The sequence below is a fragment of the Mesorhizobium sp. M0514 genome (genome assembly GCF_040321145.1).
Taxonomy (GTDB): Bacteria; Pseudomonadota; Alphaproteobacteria; order Rhizobiales; family Rhizobiaceae; genus Mesorhizobium.
Genome location: NZ_JAMYQZ010000062.1, coordinates 23683 through 38728, shown reverse-complemented (window position 1 = coordinate 38728; position 15046 = coordinate 23683). Strand labels below are relative to the sequence as shown.

General features: G+C 59.6%; 17 protein-coding genes. 6 read left to right on the top strand and 11 right to left on the bottom strand.

Features of this window, described 5'->3' with window-relative positions; genetic code table 11:
- Positions 1-111: 111 nt before the first annotated feature.
- A complete protein-coding gene (gene ndk, locus NKI61_RS22935; protein ID WP_023673443.1) occupies positions 112-534 on the bottom strand; it encodes a nucleoside-diphosphate kinase in 423 nt (140 codons plus the stop codon).
- 238 nt (positions 535-772) lie between these two features.
- Between ndk and NKI61_RS22930 the strand changes: the two genes are divergently transcribed.
- Complete coding sequence (locus NKI61_RS22930) at positions 773-997, top strand: hypothetical protein (protein ID WP_023747895.1); 225 nt, start codon at positions 773-775, stop codon at positions 995-997.
- A gap of 9 nt (positions 998-1006) precedes the next feature.
- Here NKI61_RS22930 and bluB read toward each other — a convergent pair whose 3' ends face one another.
- Positions 1007-1642, bottom strand: a complete 636-nt coding sequence (bluB, locus tag NKI61_RS22925; RefSeq protein ID WP_352840925.1) for a 5,6-dimethylbenzimidazole synthase — start codon at positions 1640-1642, stop codon at positions 1007-1009.
- A 256-nt stretch (positions 1643-1898) separates the two neighbouring features.
- Here bluB and NKI61_RS22920 point away from each other — a divergent pair, with 256 nt between their 5' ends.
- The 3 genes from NKI61_RS22920 to NKI61_RS22910 all read left to right on the top strand — a co-directional run bounded on the left by NKI61_RS22920 (position 1899) and on the right by NKI61_RS22910 (position 4318).
- Positions 1899-2411 carry a DinB family protein gene (locus tag NKI61_RS22920; protein ID WP_023747893.1) on the top strand — a complete coding sequence of 171 codons (513 nt, stop codon included), beginning with the start codon at positions 1899-1901 and terminating at the stop codon, positions 2409-2411.
- 472 nt (positions 2412-2883) lie between these two features.
- A complete protein-coding gene (locus NKI61_RS22915; protein WP_352840923.1) occupies positions 2884-3255 on the top strand; it encodes a hypothetical protein in 372 nt (123 codons plus the stop codon).
- Between the two features lie 277 nt (positions 3256-3532).
- Positions 3533-4318 (top strand): GGDEF domain-containing protein, encoded by a 786-nt coding sequence (locus tag NKI61_RS22910; RefSeq protein ID WP_023738635.1) that lies wholly within the window; start codon positions 3533-3535, stop codon positions 4316-4318.
- A 27-nt stretch (positions 4319-4345) separates the two neighbouring features.
- Here NKI61_RS22910 and NKI61_RS22905 read toward each other — a convergent pair whose 3' ends face one another.
- The 5 genes from NKI61_RS22905 to NKI61_RS22885 form a co-directional block, all read right to left on the bottom strand.
- Entirely contained in the window at positions 4346-5311 is a 966-nt protein-coding gene (locus NKI61_RS22905; RefSeq protein WP_023738636.1) for a class I SAM-dependent methyltransferase, read from the bottom strand.
- Positions 5295-5969: a class I SAM-dependent methyltransferase gene (locus NKI61_RS22900; protein ID WP_023738637.1), complete on the bottom strand. Its 675-nt coding sequence runs from the start codon at positions 5967-5969 to the stop codon at positions 5295-5297. Before NKI61_RS22900 ends, NKI61_RS22905 begins: the two co-directional genes overlap by 17 nt.
- Positions 5970-6122: 153 nt before the next feature.
- A complete protein-coding gene (locus NKI61_RS22895; protein ID WP_352840921.1) occupies positions 6123-7133 on the bottom strand; it encodes a glycosyltransferase family 2 protein in 1011 nt (336 codons plus the stop codon).
- A gap of 37 nt (positions 7134-7170) precedes the next feature.
- A complete protein-coding gene (locus NKI61_RS22890; RefSeq protein WP_023749404.1) occupies positions 7171-8421 on the bottom strand; it encodes a class I SAM-dependent methyltransferase in 1251 nt (416 codons plus the stop codon).
- Positions 8422-8525: 104 nt separating this feature from the next.
- The gene (locus NKI61_RS22885; protein WP_155924227.1) at positions 8526-9734 is read right to left on the bottom strand and encodes a methyltransferase domain-containing protein; all 1209 of its coding nucleotides are present in this window, start codon (positions 9732-9734) and stop codon (positions 8526-8528) included.
- Between the two features lie 769 nt (positions 9735-10503).
- On the opposite strand from NKI61_RS22885, the gene NKI61_RS22880 reads away from it, so the two are divergent.
- Positions 10504-10680, top strand: coding sequence for a hypothetical protein (locus tag NKI61_RS22880; RefSeq protein WP_023738643.1), 177 nt, complete (start codon positions 10504-10506; stop codon positions 10678-10680).
- A gap of 34 nt (positions 10681-10714) precedes the next feature.
- On the opposite strand, the gene NKI61_RS22875 is transcribed toward NKI61_RS22880, so the two are convergent.
- The 3 genes from NKI61_RS22875 to NKI61_RS22865 all read right to left on the bottom strand — a co-directional run bounded on the left by NKI61_RS22875 (position 10715) and on the right by NKI61_RS22865 (position 13478).
- Positions 10715-11017: a DUF982 domain-containing protein gene (locus NKI61_RS22875; protein WP_023738644.1), complete on the bottom strand. Its 303-nt coding sequence runs from the start codon at positions 11015-11017 to the stop codon at positions 10715-10717.
- Positions 11018-11178: 161 nt separating this feature from the next.
- Complete coding sequence (locus NKI61_RS22870; RefSeq protein ID WP_352840920.1) at positions 11179-13260, bottom strand: ATP-dependent helicase; 2082 nt, start codon at positions 13258-13260, stop codon at positions 11179-11181.
- A 50-nt stretch (positions 13261-13310) separates the two neighbouring features.
- A complete protein-coding gene (locus tag NKI61_RS22865) occupies positions 13311-13478 on the bottom strand; it encodes a hypothetical protein (RefSeq protein ID WP_023670264.1) in 168 nt (55 codons plus the stop codon).
- A gap of 159 nt (positions 13479-13637) precedes the next feature.
- Here NKI61_RS22865 and NKI61_RS22860 point away from each other — a divergent pair, with 159 nt between their 5' ends.
- Entirely contained in the window at positions 13638-13790 is a 153-nt protein-coding gene (locus NKI61_RS22860; protein WP_023693936.1) for a hypothetical protein, read from the top strand.
- Between the two features lie 241 nt (positions 13791-14031).
- Here NKI61_RS22860 and NKI61_RS22855 read toward each other — a convergent pair whose 3' ends face one another.
- Positions 14032-15000, bottom strand: a complete 969-nt coding sequence (locus NKI61_RS22855) for a LysR substrate-binding domain-containing protein (RefSeq protein ID WP_352840919.1) — start codon at positions 14998-15000, stop codon at positions 14032-14034.
- Positions 15001-15046: the final 46 nt, after the last annotated feature.

Here is a 15046-nt window from a genome sequence, read left to right as displayed (position 1 = left end):
CCCTGTGCAATACAGGAACCAGCCCTTAAACCTACCAGCTCAATGAACCGTCCAACTTTATGGGGTCAGTTCAAAACGCCGGCCTTTTGCATGCGTTCGGTTCGGGTCGGCTCAGCCGACGATCTCGGTGTCCGAGAACCAGTACTTGATTTCCTGCGCCGCAGTCTCCGGCGCGTCGGAGCCGTGCACGGAATTCTCGCCGATCGACAGCGCGTGCACCTTGCGGATGGTGCCTTCGGCGGCGTTGGCCGGATTGGTGGCGCCCATCACCTCGCGGTTCCTGGCAATGGCGTTCTCGCCTTCCAGAACCTGCACGATGGTCGGTGCCGACGACATGAATTCCACCAGTTCGCCAAAGAACGGACGATCCTTGTGGACGGCGTAAAAGCCTTCGGCCTCGCGGCGGCTCATCCACACGCGACGTGAGGCGACGACGCGCAGGCCGGCCTCTTCCAGCATCCTGGTGATGGCGCCGGTAAGATTGCGCCGCGTCGCGTCCGGCTTGATCATGGAAAAGGTGCGTTCGAGCGCCATGGGGTCGTCCTTGTCTTGAGATGGAAAGTCTTGAGATCGGAATGTGGAGTGGCGGGCTCTATACAAGCCGCCCGGCCCATTGCCAAGGGGAGGCGCCCCGGCAGCGTTATTCGGCCGCGACCGCCCGCATGGCTGTTCGCAACGCTCTGGTCAAAGGCAAGGCTTTGCGGGAAAATGGCGATTGCGCAGGCACGCACGGTTTCGAAGGGAAATCAGCGGAACGGAAAGACATCGGACCATGTTTGACGGGACGCGCTGGCCCTACCACCACCTCAGGCCGGGCGACATAAAAGGGAGCCTATTGGTTATCGGCATTTTTGCTGCCGTGGGCCTTGTTCTGCTGCTCTTTCTGGGTCGCCGCACAGATACGAACTTCGGCTTCGGCCCCGAATGGCAATGCACGCCGATGCCGAAGGGCGACCCGATCTGCGTCAAGCTGGTCGGCAAAGAAGAGACGAAGTGATGGGCAGCCTTACCGCCTGATCACCACCGGCTGCCGCCGCTGCTCCCAGCCCTCGCGTTCCAGCGTCGGCAGATCATGCTCCTCGCTGGCATAGCCGAGGCAGAAATAGCCGATCAGCGTCCACTCAGGCGGGGTGTCGAGGATTGCGGCCATCTCGGCGGCGTCGAGGATCGACACCCAGCCCATGCCGATGCCTTCCGCCCGCGCCGCCAGCCACAATGTGTGCACCGCCATGACGGCCGAATAGTCGATGGTTGCCGGCATCGTCATGCGGCCGAGCCCATGGCCCTGTTGCGTCGTGCGGTCGGCGAAAACCGCGAACTGGCAGGGCGCTTCATTGAGACCGGCGAGCTTCAGCCGGGCATAGAGAGCGGCGCGCTCGCCCGAAAAGCATGCCAGCGCCTCGGCATTGCAGCGCTCGAAACAGTCTCTCACCGCGCCCCGCCGCTCGGCGCTGTCGACCACCACGAAGCGCCACGGCTGGCTGAGACCGACGGAGGGCGCGATGCAGGCAAGCTCCAGCAGCCGCTCCAGCGTACCCTCGGGCAAAGCCGTCCGCTCGAAGCGCCGCACATCCCGGCGCCAGCGCAGCAGCGCGACCAGCCCGGAGCGAAAATCGTCGGTGAAATCGGGGGGTGGTGGCATGGCGATCAGGAGACTTGTGTGGGGAATAGGCAGTCGGCAGTAGGCAGTAGGCAGTAGGCAGTACAGCGCTCAGACCCTAATGCCTACTGCCTATTCCCTAAGCTGCTGCCGCCGCCTCCTTCCAGCAATGCCGGTTGAACGGACGGGTCGCGTCGTGTCCGACGAGTTCATAGAACAGAATGGTCATTGGCGGCTGCGTCCTCGCGGTCTAATTAGGCGTCTGCGGCTGAAGCGGAACTCGTCGGCGGGAAAAAAGATGAAACAGCATTTCATGATGTTCGCGGCCTACAATCAATGGGCCAATGGCCGCATCTACGATGCCGTGACCGAGCTCGACGAGGAAGAGTTCAACCGCAATGTCGGTGCCTTCTTCGGCTCCATGATGGGCACGCTCAATCATCTGCTCGCCACCGACCGCATCTGGATGAAACGCTTCACCGGCGAGGGTGACGCGCCGACGAAGCTCGACGCCATCCTGCACCGGGCGCTGCCTGGCCTCAGGCTGGCGCGTGAGGCCGAGGACAGGCGGATCGCCGACTGGGTGGGCGCCTTGAGCGACAAGGCCTTGTCCGGCCGCTTTTCCTACATGACCGTTTCCGACATGCGCACCGTCTCGCAAAGACTGGCGCCGGCGCTGGGCCACGTCTTCAATCACCAGACCCATCACCGCGGCCAGGCGCACGCCATCCTGACCATTCTCGGCCGGCCTTCGGTGCAGCTCGACCTGGCGTTTTTCCAACGCACCGACGAAGGCCGCGCCTACGCCTGATTTCTTGACGGCGGTTTGCGTTTGAAGACGCCGGAGGCGACATCCCTCGGTGCTTTGTGCCATCTGCGACCTGGCCGCCGATACCAGTGAACCGCCTCTGGACGCGACGGACAGCGCCAAAGCCTCAACCTCCAGCCTGAATCCCAAGCCGGGTTTTTGAAGCCCGTGGTTGCACGACGCTGCCAGGTGGCTTGTGCCGCCCTTTGGCGCCGCCCCTTGCTCGCTACAACCTGCTCCATTTTTCAGTAGAGTTTCTATTTAATAAATTCAACAAAGTTTAAATATTGAAGCAAAAACATATTTTTTTTTAGAAACCGAGTACACTGATTGAGAACTACAACGGCCTATGTCGAAAAAAATAAAGAAACTATAAGGAAGACTCGTGCGTAGCTGTGAGTGCATAAGCATATGTCTGCTTTGGTTTGCTGGCATGTTGCAATGCACAAAGCAGAACGGCAACAAGGAGAGTGTCATGGTTAATATCACTCAAAAAATCGCTAGAGCACTGGCGGCGGGTGCAATTATCGTTATTTTTGCCGCTCCCGCGAATGCAGGAGGCGGAATTGGCGTCGGTGTCGGCGCATCTATCGGCGGTGCTGGCGGCATCAACGTCGGTGTCGGCGTCGGCATTGGCGGAACGCCGGGCACGCCCGGTACGCCGGGTACGCCCGGCACTCCAGGAACTCCTGGAACACCAGGCACACCTGGGACACCCGGTGTCGTCGCCAGCATGTCGAACAGCCAGCTGACACGTATGAAGAAGCGCTGCGTCGATGTGCTCGCCAGTGAGGGCACCTACGACAGCGATCTGCGGCAGCTATGCCTTATGATCTCGCGTCGCTGAGACAGGTTTCGCCGGGAGTGTCGAACCAGCCGTGAGGCTTTACGGCACTCTCCTACCGCATGGCCCAGACTTCCCGAGGGACATGCGCTGACGAGAAGCCTCCGGCCAGTCGGAAAGCCCGCCGCGCAAGTGGCGGGCTTTTTGTGACCGCCGGCATCTTCACGGCAATCGGTCACACTTTCGATTAACCGTTAACCACATTAGAATTGAAGGCAAGGGTTTAGGGTTTCATTTGTGTTCCCGCTGCAAAATAGCGAACACAGTGGGAGAAATTGGCATGCGGGTCGATCTGTCGCCCACGAGCTGGGGCAGGGTCATAGCAGTCACGGTTGTCGGCACGGCGATCTGCATCGCGGCGGCCTTCCTTGTCGATTCCTACAATTTTCCGTCGCTGTCGCCCGAAGCATTGCGCTGGGCGCAGCTCACCGACCTGTTGCTGCCGCTCGTGCTGGGTGGGTCGTTCTTCTCTTTCCTTATGTACAAGATGCGCCAGCTGGCGATCGCCCAGAAGAATCTGAGCATCGTCGCGGCAACCGACAGCCTGACCGCGGTGTTCAACCGCGGCGCGTTTTCGATGCTGGTCGAGGCCTATCTCGAACAGGCGCGCAGCCAGGCCGTCGTCGATGCCGGCGCCCTGCTGATCGTCGACGCCGATCATTTCAAGACTATCAACGATCGATTGGGCCACGATTGCGGCGATCAAGCGCTCAAGCTGATCGCGCAGACGATCAAGGCTCAGCTGCGCGGCGCCGACATCGTTGGACGCATCGGCGGCGAGGAGTTCGCCATCTTCCTGCCTGGCGCCGACCCGTCGCAGTCCTGGCTGGTTGCTGAGGGGATCCGGCGGCGCATCCGCGAGGTCGAGTTTGCTCCGGGTGGACGGCCCTGTCCGCTCTCGGTGAGCATCGGTGGCGTCGCCTTCAGCGGACCGACCACCTATGCCGACATGTTCCTGACGGCCGACCGGCACCTCTACAAGGCCAAGTCCAACGGCCGCGACCAGGTCAGTTTCGAAACGACCGGGCCGCGCGCCCTGCTGGCCGGTGATCCGACGTTGCATTGAGGGTGAGCCTGCATGGCGTGCGTGGTGTTACAGGAACACCGATCTGACATAGCGTAGCGGGGCGGTTATCTTCCAGGATGTCGATTTCAGCAGGGCCTGGTTCGTTGCAATGAGACTCTGGATTTGTTGGTGTGCGGCCGCGATCTGCAAGCTTAGCTCATCCCGGCTTACGGCAACTTCGCGCAGCTCCCGCTCCGCCTCCTTGAGCAGATCGACATCGGAATCATGCAGGACAGGGGCGTTCTTCGAGAGACTGATATAAAACTCATGCAGGTGTAACTGACCCGGTTCATTCTTGTGAAACGCAAGTTCCCCCGACTTGATGTATCCGAGCGAACGAAGTTTCTTGATCAGAAATCGGAACGAGGCCGGCGTGAACTGCCACGCGTGAGCATCGTAATAGGCCGTGTCTACCTGAACGGCTTCGAACATGCTTTTTGCCTCTTCGTCGCTTTGCAGGAAGGCGACATCGTCAAAGGTCGGCTCGAGCCAGACGGTCTGTTTGGCCTTGGTGCAAACATACGAAACCTGGTCAAACAGAATTCCCGGCGTGTGGCGTTTGCGCTTTTCCGCATGGGCCTGCAGCGTCTGACCGACAGTGGACAGCGGCCGTAGCGCATCGAAGCAAAAGCGCTTGTCTGGTACGGCCAGCACAAGCCGTCCCCCGGGTTTCAGCAGTGTTTCGCAGTCTTGGAGGAAACGAACGATGTCGGTGACATGTTCGATCACATGCGAGGCAAAGATGAAATCGTATCGTTGCTCATAGCCGATGGTCTCGAGCAGAGTGCGGCCGTCCGAGACATAGTCGACCTCTTCGATCTTTGATGCATCGTCGCGATATTTCTCGCGCAGGCTGGCGGCGTCGGCATGGTCGACGATTTCGACATTGTAGCCACGGCGCTTTGGCAAAAGAGGATTGTAGCTTGGTCCGATTTCCAGGCCGAAGCCGCTCGGATCGAATAATGAAAACAGCAACTCATTCCTGTTCAGCATATCCCATTCCTGTCGTTATGGAGGTTTGGCGGGTGCCTTGCGGCCGTTTTTCGAACACGACCACGCTGTCGTAGACGGCGATACAGGCTGTCGATCGGGTGAAGGTAGAGACGGGGATCGCGCCTCTTGCGTGTGCCGCGTTTATCTCATCAAGCTTGTCCTTGACGAACTCCATGAAAGTCCCGGCTCGCTTCAGGCCGCCCTCATACTCATCCCAATACGCAGTATGAAGATCCTCGACGAGGTAAACGCCATGAGGGTCGACCTTGTCATACAGCAGCTCAAAGCTCTTCATTACGTGTCGCATGATATGACTTCCGTCATCGATGATGATGTCGAAGGCATCATATCTGTCGATGATCTGGTTGATCAGCGCCGGATCGTCTTGGCTGCCAGTGAATATCTCTATGCCGACTTCGTCATGCGCTTTGCAGATCGGATCGATATCGATGCCAATTACGCGAGCGCCGTGGCCGAAGTAAGCCTTCCACATCTGAAGGGAGCCGCCTCCGGACACGCCTATCTCGAGAATCGTTGGCGCTCTGTTTCTGAAGCGTTCGAAATGGCGCTCGTAGATATCGAAATAATGGAACCACTTATGAAGCCGCTTTCCTCCATTATTGAGAAAGTATCTGTGTAGAAATCCGTCTCCCAGCATCTGAAATCGACCCCAATACCAATATCTCGCGAGAGCCGCGCTGCCATGCCCGGCGCGACAACGCAGCCAGACTGGAGACCGGGAGTGGGGAGCAATTACTTGCTGGCCGTCGCGTAGGGAATGCGCCGAAGCCAACTTGCATAGTCGGACAGGCTATTGCCAGACGCCGCTAATTGCGAGAACCCGGCTTACAAAGCTACGTGTAAATTCCAAAGATGCCAGTTTCGCAACCAAGTGGCTGCCGAGGAAAGGCCGTATCGCCCGCATGATCAGCCATCGCCTGATCCTCATTGTCGGCGTGATCCTGTCGATAAGCGCAAGTGCCGGCATCAGCAGTTCAGCGCTTCCGCACTGGCCTGCAATCCGGTAGGTGCCAGCCGCACTGCGAAAGAAACGCGGCGTTATCAGGTCTCTGGCGTAGTAGCGTCGCAAGGGAACATCGTCAGGAAATGCCACCAGAAGTTTGTCTGCGTAGATTAGAGCCGACCTGGCCATTCTTGCGCTGTATGACGCGGAGTCACCATGAATGCGCCACGCGGACAAGGCCTCTCTCAGAAACCTGTTGGTGTAGCCCGCCCTGAACAGCCGCAGAAAAAGATCGTCGTCCTCGTAGCCGGAAAGCCGCTCGTCAAATCCACCTACCGCCTCGAACGCTTCGCGAGAGATGAGGGAGGCAGACGGGAGGACATACATGTTCTGGGACAGGCAGTTGAAGATCGTCCGTTTCGGATGTTCTGAACCAAGTCGCTTGAGCATCTGCCGAACCACTAAATTTCCATCCCGATCGTATTCGTCAAGGTCACTGTAGACCCATCCGAATGGACCTACCTGAGGCTCAGGCCCTGCCGCAGCTTCCAAAGTCTCGAGATGCTTTGGGTACCACCAGTCGTCTTGGTCAAGAAAAGCGATCAGGTCGCTTTTGGAGTTGCGGACGCCCATATTGCGGGCCGACGATTGACCGCCGTTCTCTTTCGTCAGGACACATACCCGGTTGTCGCCCCGGGCAACTTCGCGAGCGACTTCAGCACCACCGTCGGTGGAACCATCGTCGACAATGATTACCTCATCTGGCGGACGAGTTTGCTCGAGCACGCTTTTCAGCGACGCTCCAATGAAATTTCGACCATTGTAGAGCGGTATGCAGGCAACGATCGATCGTTTCATCTAATAAAACCTTCACGGTGGCCAAGAACCGAATAACTCAAGCATTTAGGGTTTCATATCGAGGAAGTAAGCTTGTAAGATCGATCCTAAGGTTTTCGACATCCGGAATGAGGTTTGGCGGTACTTTCACCGATAAATCATTCTCTTCCAATGCCCGAAGAACAGAGAGAGCACGACGGTTCTGGCCTGCATATTTTAACGAAAGCGCTTCGTGATACTTCGCCCGCCAGATTAAATCGGCTTCGACGCCCGCTACCGAGGAATCGATTGACAGCTTTTTCCGGCACAGCAGATGTGCCGCACAGAGATGCTCGGCCGCGTGCAGGTAGTCGCCCTTGTGGATGAGCAGCAGCATTCCGCGATAGTAGGTCGAAGCCGCTATGCAAAGCGGCCACCGGTCGGCAAACTCCGCCAACGTGTTTATGTCATCCAGTCTGGGCCGCGCATCAGCAAGAATTGAAGCGAAGCTCTTTTCCGCCAGTTCGTACTTGCCGTGATCGATGGCCCCGCGAAAAAGGCGATAGCGCAAGCCGATTGCCAACGAAGAACCAGGAGTGGCGCGCGAAACCGCATTCTCCAGATACCAAAGGATCTTACTCTGCCAACTTTCGGTGGGTTGGAATTCGATCGGTTTGCGCGATGCATAGAACAAGGTGCTGTCTGCGCTTTTGTCGACGGATACGAATGGCAATCCCGCTTCATCGAACAGCCGTGTCAGCGCTTCAGCGCTAAAGAGGATCGTGTGAGCTCCAGGTGACAGCAGAGCCAGAAGGGTGGATTGTTCAGTGGCAGGATTGATCCGCTCGGGATTGGGCGTGGTCAGGACAATCACCCCATCCTCGGCCAAATACGATTTAAGGATTGCCAGAAAGCCGGTCACATCGTGAATGTGCTCGATTACCTCCGAGCAATGCACCACATCGTACAGATATTGTGGATTGGCGTTCAGCGGCGCAAAATCGCGGACGATATCGAGGCCGAGTTGATCCCGCCCCGCGCCACCATACTGTGAAGGCTCGAAGCCCTTGGCCTCCCAGCCGGCGATGGTGCGAACGGCATCCAGGGCAAAGCCGAAACCGCAACCGATATCGACGACTCTGCCGACTCGACCTTCTGGAACGACCCTGAGAATGTTCCGCGCGACAGTGTCGATGGAGGCGTTCATTTCAACGTAGTTGCGGATACCCAACGGGTTGGTGTGTTCCGTATAGTCGATTGATGGGAACGGGTGATAAATCAGCGACGCACATTGATCGCATCGGTAGAGCGACATCGTGCCGGCGCTCAAAACTTTTGCCTTGGCATTGGCGCCACCACACGCTGGGCAAACGAATTCCGCCGGGGCCGGTGGGCAGTCGAAGTTTATGAATCCCCTCTCTGGCATCGTTGTGATCAGTGCTTCGGATAGGCTTTGCTGTGGTCCATGGAATCGCTGCGCTGGAGCGGCCAGGAAACCGCACCATCCGGAAGATCGAAAGTCTTGCGCGCCAGGACATAGGACGCCGCCATTCCATCGTGGAGCGCAAATTCGAGCATGGGACCTTCCCGGAACGCCGGGTGCACATACATTTTGACCGGCGTCGTCATTCCGACTTCGAGGATCTCGAAGCCCATCTCGGGTGCGAACAGGACTTTCAAGCCTTCGCTCGAAATCCGCCAGAAATCGTTGGGCATTTCATGGACTGGAAAGGCTTGAGGCACCGAGTGCAGGGTCAGGCCTCCGACCTTCAGCACCCTGTTGATTTGCGCCGCCAGCAGCCACGGACAACTAAGATGCTCCATCACCGCATAAGAGAATATTCCGTCTATTGAGCCGGGCTCGAAATGCTCACCCAGGAAATGTGCGTCTGCCACAACGTCGACGCCTGGCGCTTCATGAATGTCGACACCGATGAACTTGCACTCGGGCTGGAACTGCCCTGCCTGTAGCGAAGATGACGGCCCCACGACACGCGCACCGATTTCCACGACGACACCACCGGTCCTCTTCATCTCATCGGCAAAGCGCCGTTGCGTGAACATCGGCTCGGGAAGGACAGTATTGACAGGATGATTGGCCGAAAGTGCGGAGATTTCGAATTCCGCCGAGCCATCGACGGTCTCAATTTCCAAAACCACCGGCCGGAAGGGACTGCAGGCCAAGTAGGCCGAGAAGCCGCATTTCATTGAATGCAGTGATGGGAAGAAGGTCGCCAAGTCTGATCGGTCGTGGAAGTCCGAAACCTCTACCCGAAAATCCCCGCTCTTCAGCCGCATCGCCGTGATCGGGACGTCCCAAGCATGGGCCCAGCCTTTTACGAACACGCCATACGTATCGCACCACAGATTGTCGATCAAATGGACAAATTTTTCGGCATGCGGTGCTTCGGCATGCGGTGGCTCCGCAGAAGATTCTTCGGGAGGCGGTGCTTCGGAAGGTGGCGCTTCGGGAGGCGGTGCCGCAAAACTCAGCGAATTTGTCGTGTCGAGGTCAGGCTGTTTTCGAAAAGCAAAAAGCTGTCGAAAACCGGGTCGACCGGCTGCTGTGAACAGAGAGCCAAGATTGGCTCTATTCAAAAGGCTGCCTAGTCGGTACGTCAATATACCTTGTGTATTCTGCAACGCCCCACCCATTCCTATGCTGATATAGTTGTTGGTTTCTGCTAAATAACGTGTTCAGCGCACAGGTCGCTTGATCGTCCTCCCGGTTCACCAAGGCACGTTAGCCATCAAAGCTTGATCGCACAATATGCTCTGAGAGTTATGTACATCAAGAATTGATCTACGTGGGGTGCGAGTTTTCGTAAAGCAAAAATTGAAAATTGCGCCCAAGTTTTGGTGCAGCGGCGGCCAACATATTTGTTTCCGTGGCGCAGGTAAAACTATCGCTTCTGAGAACGACTTCGCGATAACCACGATGTTACACGAAAGCGGTGGAGAATGTCGTTATACAAACGAAATCTCGATTTTTCTGGCGATAAGCAGCCGTCAGCCGCCGTCAGCAATCCGTTCATCTCTTAGCATTAATCTTGGCGAGCTGATCTTCGGCCCAACGAGGGCAGGGTGCCTCAAGGCGGTGCCGGTCATAGGAGATGGATTGGCTGGCAGCGCACCGCGTCCATCCTGTCGACCAGATCCTGACCAAATCGGCGTCGTTCCTGCCGGTCTTCGCGCTCGATTTTCGACCCCCGCCATACTGATCTTCACATTGGTCTATCAGTGGCAGTCGCTGTTCATCCATTCGACACGCGTATCAGGGTCGGGCCGTTGAAATGGCTGCTGGCGTCACCGCGATTTCATCACTGGCATCATGCCAATGAGCGCGAAGCCTGGGACAAGAATTTCGCCGGGCAGCTGCCCTTTGCTCGACATGCTGGGAGGCACATTGTTCATGCCCGACAGGATGCCGCAGAAATACGGCTCCGATGACCCGGTTCCCTCGCTCTATCATCGGCAGCTTGCCTATCCCTTTGTCGGCGATCAACTCTTTGTCGGCAACACCGAACAGACCGCCCCGCCGGCAAGGCTGGCAGAGGCCTCGCCGACGTCTGCCGGCAAGTCCGAGTGATCTTTTTTGCTGGGCAGGCCTGGTCCCGGCCGTCTCAGACGGCGTAGCCGCCATAACCGTGTGCGACCGGCTTGACCGAGACGGTCGGCTGGACCGCGGGCCAGAGGATGCCTGCCGTGACTGCAAAGGTGATCAGGGCATCGCGTGCGGCCTCGGTCGAGATTTCTCCGGCGCGCGCCGCCTCGCAGGCCCTCACCGCCGCGCCATAGCTCAGGCGCCGGCGTGACGGCGGAAATTCGGTCAGGAAATCATGCATCTCGAACAGCGAGGCAAGCATGCGTTTGTGGCCGGCGCCAACGCTAACGGCAACCGGGGTGAAGAACATCGCGTCGTGCATTCTGGCCTCTCTGGATGGGCGGAAGGGCAGCGGTCGCCGCCCTCCGATCGCGGGTTGGACGCCAGAAAACGCGGCCGGCGGCCCGAGGTTCCCTGAGAGATGCCATGACAGGACGATTTGCTTCTTGAAGTCGCTCCCCGGCCGGCAATTCGCGGTTGCGGCTATTTCCACATGCCGCGCATGCGGGCGCCGAGGTCGACGCGGACTTCAGGTCTGTGGCGCGGATCGTCCTTTGCGTGGACGCTCGCCCAAGAGGTCTGTTCGAAAGCGCCGAGGATCGAGGCCGGGATGAAACGGGTTCGCGAGGCATAGACGTGGCGGTCGCCGCGCGCTGCCTGGCCGTGAGTGAAGAAGCGCTGCGGCGTCACCAGATGCAGGCCGTCCTTGGCCCGCGTCATCGCGACGTAAAGCAGCCGGCGCTCCTCCTCGATGTCTTCCTTGGTGCCGACGCCGAGATCGGCCGGGATGCAGCCATCGATGGTGTTGAGCACGAAGACGTTCTTCCATTCCTGGCCCTTGGCCGAATGAATGGTCGACAGGATCAGATAGTCCTCGTCGCGGTGCGGCGGCCCGGCCTGGTCGCTGGTCGCATCTGGTGGATCCAGCGTCAGCTCGGTCAGGAAGCGCTCGCGCGAAGCATAGCCGGAACCGATCTGCTCGAGCTGCATGAGGTCGGCCCGCCGCGTCGTCGCATCCTCGTGGATGCGCTCAAGATGCGGCTCGTACCACAGCCTGACCTGTTCGAGATCGGCCGGCCATTTCCCCGACCGGGCGCGCAGGCCGGAATAAAGCGCAACGAAGGCTGGCCAGTCCTCAGCCGCGCGTTGCGGCGGCCGGTAGCGGGCCAGCCCCATTTCCTCGTCGAGCGAAGTCGCCATGGTCTCGACGATGGTGCTCGCCGCCGAAGGGCCGATGCCGGGCAGGAGCTGCAGCACGCGGAAGCCGGCGACGCGGTCGCGCGGGTTCTCGGCAAAACGCAGCACCGAAAGCACGTCCTTGACATGGGCGGCGTCGAGGAATTTGAGCCCGCCGAACTTGACGAAGGGGATGTTGCGGCGCGTCAGTTCGATCTCCAGCGGGCCGCTGTGGTGCGAGGCGCGAAACAGCACCGCCTGCGATTTCAGCACCGTGCCGGCCTCGCGCTCGGCCAGGATGGCCTGGCAGACATAGTTCGCCTGCTCGGCCTCGTCGCGCACGCTGACCAGTTTCGGCCTTTGCGAGGATTTGCGCTCCGACCAGAGGTTCTTGGTGAAGCGCTCCGACGCCTCCGAGATGACCGCGTTGGCTGCCGCCAAAATAGTCACGGTCGAGCGGTAGTTGCGCTCCAGCATGATGACATCGGCGGCTCGCGCGAATTGTTGCGGGAAATCGAGGATGTTGCGCACTTCCGCGGCGCGAAACGAATAGATCGACTGCGCGTCGTCGCCCACCACTGTCAGTCCGGCGCCGTCCGGCTTCAGCGCCGAAAGGATCGAGGCCTGCAGCCGGTTGGTGTCCTGGTATTCGTCGACCAGCACATGGTCGAAACGCGAGCCCAGATGCGCCGCGATCTCCGGCTCGGCGGCCATCTGCGCCCAGTAGAGCAGGAGGTCGTCGTAATCGAGCACGTTCTGCGCCTGCTTGGCCTCGACATATCGGGCGAACAGCTCTTTCAGCTGTTCTGCCCACCCCGAGCACCACGGAAAGGCCGAACCCAGCACCTCGCCAAGCGGCGCCTGCGCGTTGACGGCGCGCGAATAGATCGCCAGGCAGGTGCCCTTGGTCGGAAAACGGCTTTCGGTCTTCGAGAATCCAAGTTCATGCCGGGCAAGATTCATCAGGTCGGCGGAATCCTCGCGGTCATGGATGGTAAAGGCGGGGTCGAGGCCGATCGTCAGCGCATAGTCGCGCAGCAGCCTGGCGCCGATGCCGTGAAACGTACTGGCCCAGGCCAGCGCGTCGGCGATGACGGACGCGTCTCGGCCCAGCACCTCGCCGGCGATGCGTTCGACCCGCCTGGCCATTTCGGTGGCGGCGCGGCGCGAGAATGTCATAAGCAGAATGCGTCTGGGATCAGCCCCCTTGACGATCAGATGCGCAACCCGGTGGGCGAGCGTGTTGGTCTTGCCGGAGCCGGCGCCGGCGATCACCAGCAGCGGCCCGGCGATCTGGCCGTCGCCATGTTCGACGGCGAGCCGCTGCTCGGCGTTGAGCTTCGTCAGATAGGCGGGCTGCAAGGACGAATCATTGATGGCGATGGTCATCGCCTATCAAGCATCGTTTCCGCTTTGTTCGCAACGGGCCGAAGTCGCCCCTATCGCCGTGGCGCGACACCCGTCGCCGCCGACTGGCGCCGCAAGGTGGCGCGTTCGTCGCCAGGCACCGGCAACGGATCGAAATTGTCGGGCACGTCCTTGATGATCTCCTTGGCGATGCGATAGGTCGCGTAAGCGAAAAGGCCGGTAATGAGCAGACGGATCATGGCGCGATCTCCTTTGGGCAACCAACCTCAGAGCCGCCGTTTGGTTCCAGCCGACGCGGCGTCGTTTGCGAGCGTGCAACCAAAGCCGAACCACCTCGTTGCCTTACGAAGAACCACCTCGTTGCCTTACGAAGGAGAGGGCAGACCTAGGAGGTCGCCATGAAGAGGCTTCTGATTCTGCTAGCCGCCAGCTTGGCGCTCGCCGCCTGCGACGGCGACATCCAGCCAACCAAAGCCCCGGTGCTCGATCAAACTCCGCAGACGGATTCGGCGCCAAAGCCGGCGGCCAGCGGCGATCAGCCGGCGCAATGATCGTTTTAGCGGGACGACAAGGCTGAAGGTAGCCTTCGGGAGAAGAAGGCCGGCGCCGCTTGGGAGGTGAGCTGATAGCGCCGGCCAGGCGGATATCAGGTCCGCCGCAACAACCGAAGATAGCTGAGTCTCTCGCCTGCGTCATGAGGTGGCAGTTTTCGTGCCGGTTCTGCTCGTGCCGTCTGCGCAAAACCAGCTGAAACGGCCGCAAATCCCGCAAGGCCGCGGAAAGAATCCGACCTCAGGCAATGGCCTTGCGCAGCACCGGGCCGCCGGCAATCCCGGCGTCCAGCTGGCACTGCGTCAGCGCCGCCTCGGCCATGATCCACTGCTTGAACAATTCCACCTTGCGCGTGTAGGGCGCGGTGACCGGGCAGACGAAATACCAGCCGGCGGTGTTGGGGTGATGCACGGCAAACGGCGCCACCAGTCTCTCTGCGCGGATCTCGCTCGCCATATAGGCGCGGTTGGCGACTGCAAAGCCCATGCCGGCATTGGCCGCCTCATAGGACATCATGCAGGAATCGAAATAGATGCTCTTGGTCTCGCCGAGCACGGAACTCGCGCCGGCAAAACCCAGCCACGACTGCCAGTTCTGCGTGCAGGTGTCGGAATGCAGCAGCGTGAAATGCCTGAGGTCGTCCGGCGTCACCTTTGACGGCGGCCTGTCGCCGAGAACTTCGTGGAACAGCTTCCTGCTGCACACCGGCGTCAAATCCTCCTTGAACAGCAGCTCCGCCTTGAGGTCGGGAAAGCTGCCGTCGCCATAGCGGATCTCGAGGTCGAACTCGGAGGTGGCGAACTCATTGGTGGCGTAGGAGGTCGAGACCCGCATTTCGATTTCGGGATATTGCCGCTGGAACAGCGGCAGGCGGGCAAACAGCCAGCGCGCCGCGAAAGTCGGCAGCACCGAAATCTTCAGCACATGCGCCTGCGACTGTCCGGTCGCCTCCATGCTGGCCGCCACGATGCGCTCCAGCGCCTCGCGAACGCGCGACACATAGGTCTCGCCTTCGGGTGTCAGCGACACCGCATTGCCGCCGCGCTGGAAGATCTTGAAGCGCAGCTGTTCCTCGAGGCTTTTAACGCGCTGGCTGACGGCGGAAGCAGTAATAAACTGCTCTTCGCCCGCGCGCGTGAAGTTACGGTGCCGGGCGGCACTTTCGACAATCTTCAGCGAATTGAGGTTGACCTGACTGAGCAGACGCACGCGTTTCGACCTTAAGCTGGGCTTACACTAGCACCAGCATTCCTAA